This is a genomic window from Nonomuraea sp. LPB2021202275-12-8, assembly GCF_037044575.1.
GTDB lineage: Bacteria > Actinomycetota > Actinomycetes > Streptosporangiales > Streptosporangiaceae > Nonomuraea.
The window spans coordinates 135,508-151,638 of sequence record NZ_JBAHWD010000021.1; the positions used below are offsets into that span (position 1 = coordinate 135,508).

Sequence of the window (16,131 nt, forward strand, 5' to 3'; positions counted from 1 at the left end):
GGGTCAGATCAATGAAGAGATCCACAGGACTCTTAGTTGCCACCGCGCTCGGCCTCTCCGCCTGTGGGTCGGGCGAGCCGGCCACGCCCCCGGTCGGCGGGGCGGAGCAGGTCTCGATCACGGTCGCCTGCCAGCCCGCCAAGTCAGCGCCCAAGGAGCGCAAGGCCTGGGACGACGACGTGGCCGCCTTCATGAAGGCGCACCCCGGCGTGACGGTCAAGAGCACCGACCAGCAGCCGTGCTACGACCCCAAGACGTTCGGGCCGAAGCTCGCCGGCGGTCAGATGGAGACCGTCTTCGTGGTGCCCGTGACGAACTACAACGAAGTGATCGCCCAGGGCCAGGCCATGGACATCACGGCGCACACCGGCGAGATCAAGAACTGGAACGACCTGCGCAGCGACGTGCGTGAGCTGGTCACCAAGGACGGCAAGGTCTACGGCGTGCCCAACGTCCACTACGGCGTGGGCCTGGTCTACAACCGCAAGCTGTTCACCGAGGCCGGCCTCGACCCCAACACCCCGCCCACGACCTGGGCCGAGATCCGCGAGGCCGCCAAGAAGATCGCCGGGCTGGGCTCCGGCCACGTCGGCTACGGCGAGTACTCCGGCGGCAACACCGGCGGCTGGCACTTCACCCAGGCCATCTACGGCCGCGGCGGCGCCATCCTCACCCCCGACAACAAGCAGGCCGCCTTCAACTCGCCCGAGGGCAAGGCCGTGCTGCAGGCCCTGCATGACATGCGCTGGATCGACAACAGCATGGGCACCAAGCTCCTGGTCGACTGGGAGTCGCTGATGATGGCCATGGGCAGCGGCAAGGTCGGCATGATGCTGGGCGCCCCCGACGTGGTCACCGACGTGGTCAACAAGTTCAAGGGCAACGTCGCCGACTACGGCATCACCGGCTTCCCCGAGGCCAAAGCGTCGCTGAGCGGCGGCGAGGCGTTCATGGTCAACCCCAAGGCGACCCCCGCCGAGGCCAAGGCCGGCCTGCAGTGGATCGACTTCCGCTTCAACACCGTCGGCAAGGGCCGCTTCGACTTCGCCCGCGGCAAGAGCATCGGCAACCCCGTCGGCGTGCCGGACAACGACGTCTTCGGCGACTCGGCCACCGGCAAGGCGATCCAGGAGGAGCGCAAGAAGAACGCCTCCCTGCCCGTGGAGAACTACGAGCCGTACGTCCAGGCCGCCGCCACCATCCCGCCGAAGGCCGAGCCGCTGTACGCGCAGGAGCTCTACGCCATCCTCGACGTGGCCATGTCAGGAGTCCTGAGCCGCAAGGACGCCGACATCGACAAGCTGCTCGCCGACGCCGAGACCAAGGCGAACGCAGTGCTGGCCGCCAAGGGCTGACCTGCATGGGTGTCTTGAGGCGCAATCTGACGGCCTACGGGTTCCTGTGCGCGGCGCTGTTCTGCTTCGCGGTGTTCGCCTGGTATCCGATGGTCAGGGAGTTCATCCTGAGCTTCCAGGAGACCAACCTGATCTCTCCGCCGACCTGGGTGGGGCTGGACAACTTCGCCTACGCTTTCAACGATCCAGCCTTCGGTCAGGCCTGGCTGGCCACGCTGCAGTTCACGTTCCTCGCGCTGGTCTGCGGTTACGCCGTGCCGTTCGCCGTCGCGCTCGTGCTCAACGAGTTGCGCCACGCCCGGGCCTACCTCCGGTTCGTCGTCTACCTGCCGGTCATGCTGCCGCCGATCGTCGCGGTGCTGCTCTTCAGGTGGTTCTTCGATCCGGGGCCCGGGCTGTTCAACCAGATCCTCGGCTTCTTCCAGCTGCCCGGTCTCGCCTGGCTGGACTCTCCCGCCACCGCGCTGATCTCCCTGGTCATCGTCTCGACCTGGATGAACATGGGCAGCGCGACCCTGATCTACCTGGCGGCCCTGCAGAACATCCCCTCGGAGCTCTACGAGGCGGCGGAGCTGGACGGAGCCGGGATCTTCAAACGCATCAGGCACGTCACGATCCCGCAGGTCAGGCTGATCCTGCTGCTCATGCTGATGTTGCAGATCGTGGCCACCATGCAGGTCTTCATCGAGCCGTACATGCTCACCGGCGGCGGGCCGGAGGGCTCCACCGTCACCGTCGCCTACCTGATGTACCAGTACGCCTTCACCAACCAGAACTACGGCGGGGCCGGCGCGCTCGGCATGATGCTCATGATCGTGCTGCTCGCCTTCGCCGTCGTCCAGCTCCGGCTCACCCGGGAGGACAAGGCATGATCTCCGTCGGCGCCCGGGCCTCGGCGGGACGCAGGGCGGGCAGGCGAGCGCCCAAGCCGATCGACTCCCAGTTCCGGACGATCATCTCGCCGCTCCAGCTCAACAGCCGGTGGGGCAGGCGCATCTACTGGGCGGTGCTGATCACCGCCGTGGTCGGCTTCACCCTGATCTTCGTCATCCCGCTCTACTGGATGATCACCGGCGCCATGAAGACGGGCGAGGAGATCGCCCAGATGCCGCCGACGCTCTTCCCCGCCGATCCCACCCTGGACGCCTACGTCGAGGCGTGGGACCTGTTCGACCTCGGCACGCTGCTGGCGAACACCGCCTACTACTCGCTGGGCGGCTGGCTGTTCTGCATGGCGGTGGACGTGTCGGCGGCGTACGCGCTGTCGAGGCTGCGGCCGATGTTCGGCGGCGTGATCCTCGGCGCCATGCTGGCCACGCTGATGATCCCGGCCATGGTGGTGCTGATCCCGCTCTACGTCACGGTCGTGGACCTCGGGCTGCTGAACAACCCGTGGGGTCTGTGGTTCCCCGCGGCGGCCAACGGGTTCAACATCTTCCTGCTCAAGCGCTTCTTCGACTCCATACCCAGAGAGCTGATCGAGGCGGCGCAGATCGACGGCGCCGGCCCGATGCGGGTGCTGTGGTCGGTGGTGCTGCCGATCTCCAGGCCGATCCTCGGCGTGGTCTCGATCTTCACCATCGTCACCTCGTTCAAGGACTTCGTCTGGCCGCTGCTGGTCATGAGCGACAGCGAGAACATGACGCTCAGCGTCGGCCTCTCACAGACGGCCGGCATGGTGCCGCAGAACGCGATCATGGGCGGTCTGGTCGTCGCCAGCATTCCGACGATCATCGTCTTCTTCATCTTCCAACGTCACATCATGGCGGGCCTCACCGCCGGAAGCATCAAAGGATGAGCATGTCGCAAACGTGGTGGCGGGGGGCCGCGATCTACCAGGTCTACCTGCGCAGTTTCGCCGACGGCAACGGCGATGGCGTCGGCGACCTCGCCGGGCTCCGGTCCCGCCTGCCCTATCTGAAAGACCTCGGCGTCGACGCCATCTGGCTGAACCCGTGGTATCCGTCGCCGATGGCCGACGGCGGCTACGACGTGGCCGACTACCGGGACATCGAGCCGGTGTTCGGCAGTCTGGCCGAGGCGGAGACGTTCATCGCCGAGGCGCACGAGCTCGACATCAAGGTCATCGTGGACGTGGTGCCGAACCACAGCTCCACAGCCAGCGCCTGGTTCCAGGAGGCCCTGGCCGACCCCAAGGCCAGGCAGCGGTTCTGGTTCCGCGACGAGCCCAACGACTGGCAGTCGATCTTCGGCGGCCCAGCCTGGACGCAGGTGGCCGACGGCCAGTGGTACCTGCACCTGTTCGCTCCCGAGCAGCCGGACTTCAACTGGGACAACCCCGAGGTCCACCAGGAGTTCGAGGACGTGCTGCGGTTCTGGTTCGACCGGGGCGTGGACGGCGTCCGCATCGACTCGGCGGCGCTGCTGTTCAAGTCGGACAGCAGGTACGAGGACCTCGACGAGGTGCACGACGTCTACCGCCGCTGGCGGCAGGTCGCCGAGGAGTACGCCGAGCGCGTCCTGATCGGCGAGCTCTGGCTGCCCGACCAGGAGCGGTTCGCCCTCTACCTGCGCCAGGACGAGCTGCACACCGCCTTCAACTTCGACTTCCTGTCGTGTCCGTGGGACCCGGCCGAGCTGCGCCGGGTCATCGACCTCACGCTCACCACGCACGCGCCCGTCGGCGCGCCGCCGACGTGGGTGCTGTCCAACCACGACGTCACCCGTCCGGTGACCAGGTACGGCAGGGCCGACACGAGCTTCGCGCACGGCGGCGCCCTGCACGGCACCCCGTCGGACTCCGAGCTCGGCTACCGCCGGGCCAGGGCCGCCGCGCTGCTGGCGATGGCGCTGCCCGGTGGCCTGTACGTCTATCAGGGCGAGGAGCTCGGCCTGCCCGAGGTCGAGGACCTGCCGGACGAGCTGCGCCAGGACCCGATGTACGCCAGGTCGGGCGGCTCCAACCCGGGCAGGGACGGCTGCCGGGTGCCGCTGCCCTGGTCGGGGGAGGAGCCGCCGTTCGGCTTCGGCGGCACCCGGCCGTGGCTCCCGCAGCCGGAGAGCTGGCGCAAGCTCACCGCCGAGGCCCAGCTCGCCGACCTGGACTCGATGCTCAACCTCTACCGCACCGGCCTGCGCCTGCGCCGCGACCGCCTCGGCGACGGCACGCTCACCTGGCTCCCGTACGGCCAGAACGTGCTGGCCTTCACCCGGGACTCCGGCCTGACCTGCGTGACCAACCTGGGCTCCGGCCCGGTGCGGCTGCCGGCCGGCGAGATCCTGCTGGCCAGCGGCACCCTGGACGACGGCGCCCTGCCGCCGGACACGACAGTCTGGCTAGCATCGGCCGGATGAAGCGCCTGCGGCCCATGCCGCCCGAACGGCTCGACGCGGACGCCCGCGCCCTCTACGACAGGATCGTCGCCGGCCCGCGCGGCGTCTCGATGCTGGACGAGGAGGGGGCGCTGGCGGGCCCGTTCAACGCCATGCTGCTCAGCCCCGCGGTGGGCGACGCGCTGCAGGAGCTCGGCGTGGCGATCCGCTACCGCTCCGGGCTGGGCGCGCGGGCCAGGGAGCTGGCGATCCTGGTGGTGGCGGGCCACTGGGACAGCGCGTTCGAGCGGCAGGTGCACGAGGTCATCGCCGCCGAGCTCGGCTTCACCGAAGCCGAGCTCGCGGCGCTGCGCGCCGGCTCCCCGCTCCACCTCGCCGATCCGCAGGAGGCGGCGGTCCTCCGCGTCACCCGGGCGCTGGTCGGAAGGGGTGACCTGGACGAGGAGGAGTACGCGGCGCTGCCGGAGAACGTGCTGTTCGAGCTGACCACCCTGGTCGGCTACTACAGCACGCTCGCCCTGCAGCTACGCGTCTTCGCCGTCCAGGATCTCGACCTGGCCGGTGTCCACGGTGTGATACGCGCTGACCACGGCCAGGACTCCCTTGCTCACCAGCGGAGCGCCTGCGGTTGCTTCATGAGCTGTGATCAGGGCGAGATCTCCTTCTGCGAAGATCATCGCTTCGGCTCGTTTGGGCGAAATATCGGGCCTAGCGCGAGGGAGAACATCACGTGAAGAGGCGATGGAGGACGGTCGTGGTCCTCGCCTTGGCAGGGCCACTTCTCCAAGGCGCGCCCGCCTCCGGTTCGGCCACAGCCGGCGACCCCATCACGGCGATCCAGCGCCAGCTGGTCAAAGGGCACGGCGTGAGAATCACCCGAGTCAACACCTTCAACGCGGGCGACGGCTGGGAGCGCTTCAAGCCTACGAAGGGTGTCGTCGGATTCGGTGACGGCACAGTGAAGGCGACCGACCTGTGGCACATGCAACTGGGAAAGACAGGCACCCGCATCATCTGCATGGGCGGACGCGTCTGGGAGTACAACCCTCAAGCGAAACGGCCGCACGGCAAGATCTGGAGCACCGGCAAGTGGCCCTGCGACGGCCTGCAGACGGGACTCCTGCGTCTGGACAAGCCGGCCGAGTTCGCGGCCGTGCTGGCCACCACGACGACGACCAAGGCCGCGGGGATCTACGACGGCTCGCCCACGACCCTCCACGAGGGGTCGATCTCGTTCCGTCAGTTGTGGGACGTCGGGGCGAATCTGCGCGGGGACATAAAGGACGAACACGGCGAGTGGGCGATCGACTGGCGGTTGTGGATCGGTAAGGACGGCCTCGTCCGCCGGGCCTGGTCCAAGTGGCGGCAGCCTGACTTGCTCGAGGACAGCACCTACGTCCAGGGGTGGTACGGCTTCGTCGCAGATGTCCGTTACTCGGACTGGGGAACGAAGGTCACCATCAAGCCCCCGCCCGCGGCCCGGACCATCGACCTCGACAAGATGTAGCGCTGCACACCTGAGCGGAGAAATGTCCTACCGGGCCCACGCCCAGTGCCGCCCTGTCCGGTCACGTGTCGTCCTTCGGGACGGTATCCACTGTGGCTGCCGTCAGCGGGGCGAGGATCTGCTCCGATGCCTGCGTCACGAACCGGGTCAGGCGCGCGTCGCTCTGCCGTGCGAGCTCATGGACCTCGTCGCTGCTGTCCACCCCGACGCGGATCTCGGAGATCAAGTCCAGCACCTCCTGCGCGGCCCGGATCACTCGTTGATCGCCGGCGACGAGTTGGACCCGGAAATGCGCGTGCTGGGTGGCGGCGCCGGCGAACGCGCTGTAGGCCGTGCTCGTCGCGGAGTTTGGCGCACTGTCCGGTCTCATCACACACCAAAGTGGTTGAGATTTGAACAGATAGCTCGCTGTCGTTCGTCGCGATCAGCGCGCTGCGGACCGGCGGCGCCAAGCGGCCCCCGGCGCCGGCGCGACGATCCGCACCGGCGCCGGCGGCGACCATGTCACCCACCGTTCAGCGGGATGGAATGGGACAAAGATGTTCGGTCAGGCAGGCAGAACGTTGTCCGCGAAAGCGCCTTGCATGTTTCCCCGTTCTTCGAAGACGAATACGATGTACGTCTCGAAGTATTGGCCGCCCTGCCCGGCGGCGCGTGCGATGCCGACTTTCGTGCTGGCTTTCCAGACGAGCTGGGTGAAGTGGCCGGCGTCGGATGAGAATTTGGCCGCGGCGAAGTCGTAGGCGGCGATCTCGTCGTACCACTTCTTGACCGCGTCGGATCCGGGCCGGGCCGCTGAGCCGCCGCCCCAGAAGATGTTCTCGCCCGTCTGTGGGCGCAGGTCGGCGTGACCGGCTTTGAGCCCTTCCTGCTCGGAGCGGGAGGCTGCCCGCGCTTGCGCGTAGGAGTTGAGTTCAGGGTCCATGACCAGCGGCGGCGCGTGGTGCTTGGCTCGGTAGGCGTTCGCCTCGGCGAGTGCTTCGGCCTGGAATTCGGGTGTGGTGCTGTCGGGAAGCGGAGGGCGGGTTCCTGTCATGGGGCATCCTCGAATGGCGCTCTTGGCGCCTGCCGGAATCGCGATCGCTGCTGATCGCGATTTCTTCCTCAATCTTTTGTCGCGCTTCTCCCGCCTGGCAAGCGGCAATTTACGAACAGCCCGAACCGGGGGAGCCGTAAATGGATATGGCTGGCAACATCTTGGATATCGGCTTTCGAGCGACTCGACAGAAAAGGCGCAAGAAGAGAGACTGCTGGACGCAAATCGGTGTGCAGAATCGGCGGACTCGTATGACGGGGGACTTCCGTGAGTGAAAAAGGCCGGAATCCTGGCCGGGGTCAGGAAGCGTCAATCCCCGCCGGACGGCGCGATCGGTGCCGAGGCCACGCACCCCTGCCGGTTCGGACCGCGTACGACATCGGCCGCGTCACCCGCCTGTCCCGGGTCGCTCCATGTGGCATCCGATCCACACGATCGGCCCCGTATGGGACGGCAACGAGGTGTGGCTGATCACCGCAGGCGGTGCGACGTTCGCCGCCTTCCCCGAGTGGTACGCCTCGCTCTTCAGCGGCTTCTACCTGCCGCTGCTGCTGATCCTGGTGGCGCTGATCGTGCGCGGGGTGGCCATCGAGTATCGCGGCAAGAGGGACGCCACCACGTGGCGTCGGCGCTGCGACGCCGGCATCGTGGCGGGCTCGTTGGTGCCGGCACTGCTGTGGGGGGTCGCGTTCGCGAACATCGTGCGGGGCGTGCCACTCGACGCCCGTCACGAGTACGTCGGAACGGTATGGGACCTGCTCAACCCGTACGCTCTGCTCGGCGGGCTGACGACGCTGGCGCTGTTCGCCGCGCACGGCGCCGTGTTCGTGGCGTTGAAGACCTACGGGGAGATCAGCCGGCGGGCGACCGCGGTCGCGCTGAGGACGGGCGCGGCCGCGGCGGCGCTGCTGGTGATCTTCCTGGCCTGGACGCAGATCGAGGGCGGCACGTCCGGCACGGTGATCCTGGCCGCCTTCGTCGTCCTTTCCTTCGCCTCCGCGCTCGGCGCCCTGGCCAGAGGCCGTCAGGGCTGGGCGTTCCTGCTGTCGGCGGTCGCCGTCGGCATGACCGTGATCAGCCTGTTCGCGGTTCTCTATCCCAATGTCCTGCCGTCGACGATCGACCCGGCCTACAGCCTGACCGTCGAGAATGCGTCGGCGACGCCGAAGACGCTCGGCATCATGACCTGGGTCGCGGTGATCTTCCTGCCCCTGGTGCTGCTCTATCAGAGCTGGACCTACTGGGTCTTCCGCCGCAGGATCGGCGTCGGTTGAGCCCGGCGAGGCCGCCAGGCTTCCTCGACAAGGTCCTCGCCTGATCAGGCGGAGCGGCAGGTGTCGCGGATCTTGTAGAAGAAGGACAGATACCGGCTGTGGACGTCCCTGCCGGAAATCCGCAGCTGCGCGTCGTCCGCGTTCTCCAGGTGGGTGAAGTTGGCGCTGCCGGTGTAGACGCGGGGCGTGATGTCGTCGTCGTAGAAACCGTCGGTCATCATCAGCTTCGTGTGCGGCACCACCCACTGGGTGCCTGCCCTGAAGCGGCACGGGGTGACCTGGATGCGCCGGCCGTTCACCGTCTTCGCCAGCTCGGCCCGGATGGTGTCGTCGACGTGCTTCGTCGTGGCGCCCGCGGCGTCCTCGTAGTAGACGAGGTCGACCCAGCAGTTCTCGCCCCTGAGCCGGACCAGTTCCTTGGCGATGGCCAGCCGGTTCTTGTTGAACGCGGTGAGCGCCAGCCGGATGTCGGTCTGCCTGGTGACGCCGGCGTCCTGATAGCTGCACTCGATGGGCTTCAGGATGTTGACGACCGGGTCGCCGCCGGAGGCCGACCGGGGCAGGAAGGTGGCGCGGTGCGCCGACCCGGTCGGCGTCGTCCAGTAGTAGGCCGGGTTCACCGCGCGGTGCCTGCCCGCGCGCAGGTCGTCGAAGTACTTCGCGTAGCCGTCGTAGACGGCCGGGTCGGTGAAGGTGTACGCGTCGTTGTAGGAGTTGTAGAGATACCAGTCGGACAGGTTGGACGAGGTCTGGTAGACCACCTTGGCGTGGGCGACGCCGTCCACCACGATGCCGGAGAACAGCGCGAACTTGCTGTGCAGGTAGTCCCTGGCGATGCAGCCGCGCTCGACCGCGGACTCGTTCGGATACTCGCAGCGCACGATCCAGGACGCGGCGCCTTCGGCGGCGCCCAGAACTCCGCTGAGCCGGGCGACGATCGCGTCGTTCGCGCCGTTCTCCATGCTGTCGAGGATGACCTTGACCGCGACGCCCCGCCCGTGTGCGGCGATCAGCGCGTCGGCCACCTCGGTCGACCGCTGGCCGGTGCTGAACTGGTGGTTGACGAAGCGGATCTCGCTGCCCGGCTGCGCCGCCCGGATCAGCCTGATCAGCTGGTCCATGACGGCCGACTGAGCGGTGCTCGGCGTGCCGGCGACGTCCGAGCCGACGGTCGGATCGTTGAACACCGGCGCGTTGAGCACGGGCGGCCCGGTGACCTCCGCCCATGCGCTCCCGGCGGAGAAGAGGGAGGCGACCAGGCATAACGCCGCGACGATGGCGGGCTTTCTCAAGGGGAGTCCCCTTCCGGCGTGACGGTGCGAGCTCGACTTTCATACGCCGGAAGATCAGGTGTCAAGGGCGAAGTCAGGCCGACTCGCGGATCACCAGCTCCGTGGGCAGGATGACCGGGTCGGCCGGACCGTCCTCGAACAGGCCGAGCAGCAGACCGACCAGCGCCGAGGTCTGCTCGGCGACCGGGTGGCGCATCGTCGTCAGCGGCGGCTCGGTGTACTTGGCGGCCTCTATGTCGTCGAAGCCCACCACCGCCACGTCGTCCGGCACCCGGCGGCCCGCCTGGCGCAGCGACTGCAGGGCGCCGACCGCCATGAGGTCGTTGGCGACGAAGACGGCGTCCAGCCCGGGGTCGTCACCGAGGAGTTGCCGCATGGCCACCGCGCCCGACTCCCGGGTGAAGTCGCCCACCGCCACGATCGAGCGGCGGTCGGAGTCGCGCAGCACGTTGCGGTAGCCGGTGAGCCGGTCCTGGCCGCCGATCATGTCCTGTGGCCCCGCGATCGTGGCGATCCTGCGGCGGCCGGTCTCGACCAGATGGCGAACCGCCGTCTCGGCCCCGCCCACGTTGTCGTTGTCCACGTACGGGATGTCGACCGGGACGGCGGGCCGGCCGTAGGAGACGACCGGCACGCGCAGGCGCGACAGGGCGGACGGGAGCGGGTCGGCGCCGTGCATGGAGATGAGCATGACGCCGTCGACGTGCCCGCCCGCGATGTAACGCTCCACCCTGGCATGGCTCTTCGCGGAGGAGGCCAGCATCAGCACGACCTGCTTGTTGACCGCCTCCAGCTCGACGCTGGCCCAGCGGATCACCGTCGAGAACAGCGGATCCTCCGAGAAAACCCTGGTCGGAGGCTCGGAGACGACCAGGGCGATGGAGTCGGTCCGCTGCGTGACGAGGCTGCGCGCCGCCGAGTTGGGCACGTAGCCCAGCTCGTCGATCGCGCGCAGCACCGCGTCGCGGATGTGCGGCGCCACCGTCGCCTGGCCGTTGACGACTCGGGACGCGGTGGCGCGAGAGACGCCCGCACGGGCGGCGACCGCCTCCAGGGTGGGACGTCTCATGACTGCACCAAACAGGAGAGCACGGAAGGAATCTACAGGTGGTTCGCGGTGATCACATCGCGGTACCAGAGCGCACTGTCCTTCAGGACCCTGGTCTGCGTGGCGTAGTCCACGTGCACGATGCCGAACCTGCGCCGGTAGCCCTCCGCCCACTCGAAGTTGTCCAGCAGCGACCATACGAGGTAACCGCGCAGGTCGGCGCCCTGTTCGATGGCCCTGCCGACCTCGTGCAGGTGCCCCTTGAGGAAGGACACGCGGTCCACGTCGTGCACCCGGCCGTCCTCCACGACGTCGTCGAAGGCCGCGCCGTTCTCCGTGACCATGAGACCCACCTGCGGGTAGTCCTGCGACAGCCGTACCAGCAGCCTGGACAGGCCGTCGGGGACGATCGGCCAGCCCATCGCGGTGGTCGGCGCGTCGGCGGCGGCGAATTCGACGTCCTCCGAGCCGGGCCAGGCCGCGTCGGCGGGCTCGCCGGGACCGGCCTGCACCACGCAGGGGTTGTAGTAGTTGATCCCGATCAGGTCGATCGGCACGTTGATGAGCTTGAGGTCGCCGTCCTGGATGTGATCCGTGCCGCCGTTGCGCGCCGCGGCGGCCAGCACCTCGTCCGGATACCGGCCGTAGATCGCCGGGTCGAGGAACTGCCTGGTCAGCAGCGCGTGGATGCGGTCCACCGCCGCCGCGTCCGCCTCGTCGGCGACCGCCTGCGGGTCGTTGACCTGGGCCGGGGTGAGCACCGGGGCGGAGTTGACCACCAGCATGATGCTCTGCGCGCCCAGCTCCCGCAGCCGGGACGCGGCCAGGCCGTGACCCAGGAGCAGGTGGTGGGCCGAGCGCATGGCGGCGCCCGGCTGCTTGCGTCCCGGAGCGTGCACGCCGTTGCCGTAGCCGAGGAAGGCCGCCACCCAGGGCTCGTTCAGGGTCGCCCAGTCGCGCACCCGGTCGCCCAGCCGATCGTGGACGAGCTGCGCGTACTCGGCGAAGCGGTAGGCGGTGTCACGGTCCGCCCAGCCGCCGCGGTCTTCGAGGGCCTGGGGGAGGTCCCAGTGATAGAGCGTGACGTACGGCGAAATTTCGGCTTCTAGGAGCTCGTCTACGAGTTTGTCGTAGAACGCCAGCCCTGCCGCATTGGCGGGCCCGCTCCCGTCCGGCTGGACGCGCGGCCAGGCCACCGAGAACCTGTAGGCCGCCAGCCGCAGCTCGCGCATCAGCCCGACGTCGTCCTTGTAACGGTGGTAGTGGTCGCAGGCGACGTCCCCCGTGTCGCCGTCGGCCACGTTTCCGGGGGCGTGGGAGAAGGTGTCCCAGATCGACTGGCCTCGCCCGTCCTCCTTGACCGCCCCCTCGATCTGATAGGAAGCCGTTGCGGCGCCCCAGACGAAGTTTTCCGGGAAGATCATCCCTTGACCGCTCCTTGCATGATTCCACCGATGATTTGCTTGCCGAACAGGGCGAAGACGGCCACGAGCGGCAGGGTGCCGATCGCCGTTCCGGCCAGGCCCAGCACGTAGTCGTTGACGTATCCGCTCGCCAGCGTCGACAGGGCCACCTGGACCGTGGGGTTGTCCGGGGTGAGCACGACGAGCGGCCAGAAGTAGTCGTTCCAGGCCGACATGAAGGTCAGCATGCCGAGCACGGCCGCCGCTGGTCGCGCGGCGGGCAGCACGACGTGCCAGAAGAGCCCCCAGGTCGAGCAGCCGTCGACCCGGCCCGCCTCCAGCAGCTCGGTCGGCAGGGCCCTGGACAGATACTGCGTCATGAAGAACACGCCGAAGGCGTTGACCAGCGCCGGCACGATCAGCGCGTAGTTGGTGCCGGTCCACTCCAGCTTGATCATGAGCATGTAGAGCGGGATGATGCCGAGCTGCGCGGGGACCATCATGGTCGCGACCGTGATCACGAGCATGACGTTCTTGCCCCGGAAGCGCAGCTTGGCGAAGGCGAAGCCGGCCAGCGTCGAGAAGAACATCACCGCCAGCGAGATCGACCCCGCGACGATGACCGAGTTCAGCAGCGCGAGCCCGAAGGGCACGGTGTCGAAGACCCTGGCCACGTTGGCGAAAAAGTTCCCGCCGGGCAGCAGCGGCGGCGGCACCTCGGCCAGCGCCGAGTTGTGCCGGGAGGCCACGACGACGCTGTAGTAGAGCGGGAACGCCGAGAAGAAGGCCACCGCGGTCAGGGTCAGATAACGCAGCCTCATACCAGCCCGCCCTTCACCCTGCGGCTGATCAGGAAGTTGATGCCGGCGGCCACCACCACGATCAGGAACATCACCCATGACGCCGCGGAGGCGTAACCGAAGTCGAACACGGTGAAGGCCTGCTCGTAGACGTACAGCGCCAGGGTCTGGAACTGCCGGTCGGGCCCGCCGGTGACGATGCCGCCGCCACCGCCGCTGCTCGTCCCGAACAGCAGAGGCTCGGCGATGATCTGCATGGCGCCGATGGTGGAGACGATGACCACGAAGATGATCGTCGGCCGGATCATCGGGATGGTGATCCTGCGCAGTTGCGTGGTGTTGCTCGCCCCGTCGAGGGTGGCGGCCTCGTACAGTTCGCGCGGTACGGCCTGCATCGCGGCCAGGAAGATGAGCGCGTTGTAGCCGGTCCATCGCCACATGACCATCACGGAGAGCGCGATGTGCGAGGTCGCGGTGCCGGCGGCCCAGTCGATCTGCCCGACGCCGACCAGCGACAGCACCCAGTTGATCATCCCGAAGTCTCTGCCGAAGAGCTGGCTGAAGATCACGACCACGGCCACCACGCTGGTCACGTTGGGCAGCAGCAGCGAGATCCTGAACAGCGTCTGGAACCGCAGCCGCCGGTTGAGCAGGTGCGCGAGCCAGATCGACAGCACGAGCTGCGGGACGGTCGACAGCACGCCGATCGACAGCGTGTTGAACGTCGCGTTCCAGAAGTAGTCGTCGGCGAGCAGCGTCTCGTAGTTCCCCAGCCCGACGAACGTCTGCTCCTCGTCCAGCAGGGTCCACTCGTGCAGGCTGACCCAGGCCGTATAGGCGAGAGGGAAGATCCCGAACGCGCCGAACAGTAGGAAGAAGGGCGCCACGTAGGCGTACGGCGACACCCTCATGTCGAGGGTGTGCCGCACGCTGCGCCTACGCCGTCGCGTGACCGCGAGGGGAAGGGTGCTCATTTGATCTTCTTGACGTCCTCGAGTACCTGCGCCCATGCCTCGTCGGGGGTCTGCTTGCCCTGCTCGACCCGGCCGAGGCCGTTGCCGATGGCGACGCGGACGTCGGCCTCCTTCGGGCCGAGGTGCTGCGGCTTGAGCGCCTTGGCCGCCTCGGAGTAGATCTTGCCGATGGGGGCGTCACCGAAGAACGGCTTGGTGAAGTTCTGGATCGAGGGGTCGTCGTAGAGCGCCGGGATCGACGGGAACGTGCCCTCCTCCTTGAAGACCTTGGCCTGGTTCTCCTTGGAGGTGAGGAAGTCGATCAGCTCGGCCGCCTCCTTCGGGTGCTTGCTCTGCTTGGGCACCAGCAGGTGGGAGCCGCCGCTGTTGCCTGAACCGCCGGGAACGGTGGCGATGTCCCACTTGCCGGAGGAGTCCTTGGCCTGCTCCTGGATGAAGCCGGTCATCCAGGCCGGGCAGATGATCGTGGCGAACGACCCCTTGGCGAAGCCGGTGTTCCACGGCGGCGAGAAGGCCGCCAGCTTGGCGGTGAGCCCGTCGGCGGTGAGCTGGTTCGACAGGTCCCAGGCCTTCTTCACGTCGGGGTTGGAGTCCACGATGAGGTTGTCCTGGGCGTCATAGAGCCCGGTCGGGGCCTGGTTCACGATCGCGCGGAGGATCTCGCCGGGGGAGTCCACGAACTTGGCGCCGGCGACGTCGGCCGCGGCGAACTTCCTGCCCGTGGCGATGTAGTCCTCCCAGGTCGGCCAGAGGGCGCCGACCTTGTCCCGCTCCTCGGGCAGCCCGGCCTTCTTGAACAGGTCCTTGCGGTAGCACATGGCCAGCCCGCCCACGTCGGTGCCGAGGCCCAGCACCTGCCCGCCGTCCTTGCTCAGGCCCTGCTGCCACTTCCAGTCGAGGTAGTCGCTCTGCCGCTTGTCCAGCCCGTACTGCTTGAGGTCCTGGAACTTCTGCGGCTGCGCGGTGAAGGTGCTGATATAGCCGACCTCGACGGCCTCGATGTCACCCGCGCCCGCGTTGGTCGCCAGCCGCTTGACGAGGTTGTTGTGGTGGTCGTTGAACTGGGTGACATTCTCGACGATCTCCACGTTGGGATGGGTCTTCCTGTACTCCTCGTACAGCGGTTTGAAGCCGAAGTCGCCGAAGAGCCCGATGGTCAGCTTGATCTTCTCTGCCGGCTTGGCCGCCGTGTCCGCGGCGCCTCCGCCGCCTCCGTCGCCTCCACAGGCCGCTGTCGCCAGGGCGAGAACGGACGCGGTGATCACGGGTATGGCGATCCGCCGGATACGAGGGGTCATGGAACCCTCCTGGGTTCGTGCTTAGGGGGTGAGTGAGAGAGCGCTCTCTCGACAGAGTCGTGCGGATCACAACTGTCTGTCAACGACTGTGGGATAACGATCGCCGTTACGCAGAGAGCGGTCTCTGCGGTGGCCGCGGCGGCGGGGCGCGTCCGTGCCGGGGCGGTCGGCAGGGGTACTCGAAGTGGATCCAGAGGGCATTTGCGCAGGTCACAGCGGTGAGGGTGGCGCGGGGCGGGTGGTGTCCGGATGCCTCGGCGAGCCTGCTGCCGCGAGCGGAAACGTTTCGCAAGGTCCCGTCCGCTCTCTTGGGCGACGTGCTGGCGGAGGAGTCGGTTCTGGAACGTTTTGAGGGAGCGCTCCCACGGTTATTCGGTGGAGGCGAGCCTGCGAATGCCACCCGGCTTCTGCTGGCGAATGAAAAAGCCTCGTGAGCCAGAGGAGAACAATCGCGACGGGGCGGAATTGCCACATCCGGCGAATGGTCATCTTACAGATGAATGACAGCGGCTTTTCAAGAGGGCAACGGATCTCCTTGACTGCGGCCGTCGCTGAATCCGGTGTTCATGACTGCGCACGGGCAGGTGAGCAGGTCGCGTCTCCTTGGAGCGCCGGCCGAGGAAGGTGAACCACTCCGTCATTCCCGCCGCAGTGGGCGGTGACCGCCCGTCGCGTTCCAGGGAACGGCAAACATTGACGACGTATGAATTGCCGGCGGCCTGGGGAAAACTCCTCGGGGGTCCGGATCGAATGGGAGCGGGGCGGCGTCCTGTCGGCTCTGTTCTGGACCCATCTGAACCTGTACGGCAAGTTCGAGCTCGACATGAGCAAACAGCTCGACCTCGGGCCG

15 protein-coding genes are annotated in these 16,131 nt (G+C 67.7%); 7 read left to right on the plus strand and 8 right to left on the minus strand.

Annotated elements, in window-relative coordinates; all coding sequences use genetic code 11:
• The first annotated feature begins 11 nt into the window (after positions 1 to 11).
• Genes V5E28_RS31690 through V5E28_RS31715 form a run of 6 tightly spaced genes read left to right on the plus strand, consistent with a single transcriptional unit; the run spans position 12 to position 6,156 of the window.
• Positions 12 to 1,355: an ABC transporter substrate-binding protein gene (locus V5E28_RS31690; protein ID WP_336212379.1), complete on the plus strand. Its 1,344-nt coding sequence runs from the start codon at positions 12 to 14 to the stop codon at positions 1,353 to 1,355.
• Positions 1,356 to 1,360: 5 nt separating this feature from the next.
• Complete coding sequence (locus V5E28_RS31695; protein WP_336212380.1) at positions 1,361 to 2,227, plus strand: carbohydrate ABC transporter permease; 867 nt, start codon at positions 1,361 to 1,363, stop codon at positions 2,225 to 2,227.
• Positions 2,224 to 3,153, plus strand: a complete 930-nt coding sequence (locus V5E28_RS31700; RefSeq protein ID WP_336212381.1) for a carbohydrate ABC transporter permease — start codon at positions 2,224 to 2,226, stop codon at positions 3,151 to 3,153. The genes V5E28_RS31695 and V5E28_RS31700 overlap by 4 nt, the downstream gene beginning before the upstream one ends.
• Before the next feature lie 2 nt (positions 3,154 to 3,155).
• The gene (locus tag V5E28_RS31705) at positions 3,156 to 4,670 is read left to right on the plus strand and encodes a glycoside hydrolase family 13 protein (protein WP_336212383.1); all 1,515 of its coding nucleotides are present in this window, start codon (positions 3,156 to 3,158) and stop codon (positions 4,668 to 4,670) included.
• Positions 4,667 to 5,383: a carboxymuconolactone decarboxylase family protein gene (locus V5E28_RS31710; RefSeq protein ID WP_336212385.1), complete on the plus strand. Its 717-nt coding sequence runs from the start codon at positions 4,667 to 4,669 to the stop codon at positions 5,381 to 5,383. The genes V5E28_RS31705 and V5E28_RS31710 overlap by 4 nt, the downstream gene beginning before the upstream one ends.
• 20 nt (positions 5,384 to 5,403) lie before the next feature.
• On the plus strand, positions 5,404 to 6,156 hold the full coding sequence (locus V5E28_RS31715; protein WP_336212387.1) for a hypothetical protein: 753 nt from the start codon (positions 5,404 to 5,406) through the stop codon (positions 6,154 to 6,156).
• 61 nt (positions 6,157 to 6,217) lie between these two features.
• On the opposite strand, the gene V5E28_RS31720 is transcribed toward V5E28_RS31715, so the two are convergent.
• A complete protein-coding gene (locus V5E28_RS31720; protein ID WP_336212389.1) occupies positions 6,218 to 6,529 on the minus strand; it encodes a hypothetical protein in 312 nt (103 codons plus the stop codon).
• A 174-nt stretch (positions 6,530 to 6,703) separates the two neighbouring features.
• Positions 6,704 to 7,192 (minus strand): CAP family protein, encoded by a 489-nt coding sequence (locus V5E28_RS31725; protein WP_336212391.1) that lies wholly within the window; start codon positions 7,190 to 7,192, stop codon positions 6,704 to 6,706.
• 413 nt (positions 7,193 to 7,605) lie between these two features.
• Here V5E28_RS31725 and cydB point away from each other — a divergent pair, with 413 nt between their 5' ends.
• Positions 7,606 to 8,466: a cytochrome d ubiquinol oxidase subunit II gene (gene cydB, locus V5E28_RS31730; protein ID WP_336212393.1), complete on the plus strand. Its 861-nt coding sequence runs from the start codon at positions 7,606 to 7,608 to the stop codon at positions 8,464 to 8,466.
• A 44-nt stretch (positions 8,467 to 8,510) separates the two neighbouring features.
• Here the strand turns inward: cydB and V5E28_RS31735 are convergent, their stop codons facing one another.
• The 6 genes from V5E28_RS31735 to V5E28_RS31760 all read right to left on the minus strand — a co-directional run bounded on the left by V5E28_RS31735 (position 8,511) and on the right by V5E28_RS31760 (position 15,281).
• The gene (locus V5E28_RS31735; protein WP_336212394.1) at positions 8,511 to 9,758 is read right to left on the minus strand and encodes a phospholipase D-like domain-containing protein; all 1,248 of its coding nucleotides are present in this window, start codon (positions 9,756 to 9,758) and stop codon (positions 8,511 to 8,513) included.
• Positions 9,759 to 9,831: 73 nt separating this feature from the next.
• Positions 9,832 to 10,827 carry a LacI family DNA-binding transcriptional regulator gene (locus tag V5E28_RS31740; RefSeq protein ID WP_336212396.1) on the minus strand — a complete coding sequence of 332 codons (996 nt, stop codon included), beginning with the start codon at positions 10,825 to 10,827 and terminating at the stop codon, positions 9,832 to 9,834.
• Positions 10,828 to 10,859: 32 nt separating this feature from the next.
• Complete coding sequence (locus V5E28_RS31745) at positions 10,860 to 12,230, minus strand: GH1 family beta-glucosidase (RefSeq protein ID WP_336212398.1); 1,371 nt, start codon at positions 12,228 to 12,230, stop codon at positions 10,860 to 10,862.
• Positions 12,227 to 13,030 (minus strand): carbohydrate ABC transporter permease, encoded by an 804-nt coding sequence (locus tag V5E28_RS31750; protein ID WP_336212400.1) that lies wholly within the window; start codon positions 13,028 to 13,030, stop codon positions 12,227 to 12,229. Before V5E28_RS31750 ends, V5E28_RS31745 begins: the two co-directional genes overlap by 4 nt.
• Positions 13,027 to 13,983, minus strand: a complete 957-nt coding sequence (locus V5E28_RS31755; protein WP_336212402.1) for a carbohydrate ABC transporter permease — start codon at positions 13,981 to 13,983, stop codon at positions 13,027 to 13,029. The genes V5E28_RS31750 and V5E28_RS31755 overlap by 4 nt, the downstream gene beginning before the upstream one ends.
• Entirely contained in the window at positions 13,980 to 15,281 is a 1,302-nt protein-coding gene (locus V5E28_RS31760) for an ABC transporter substrate-binding protein (protein ID WP_336212404.1), read from the minus strand. The genes V5E28_RS31755 and V5E28_RS31760 overlap by 4 nt, the downstream gene beginning before the upstream one ends.
• Between the last annotated feature and the right edge of the window lie 850 nt (positions 15,282 to 16,131).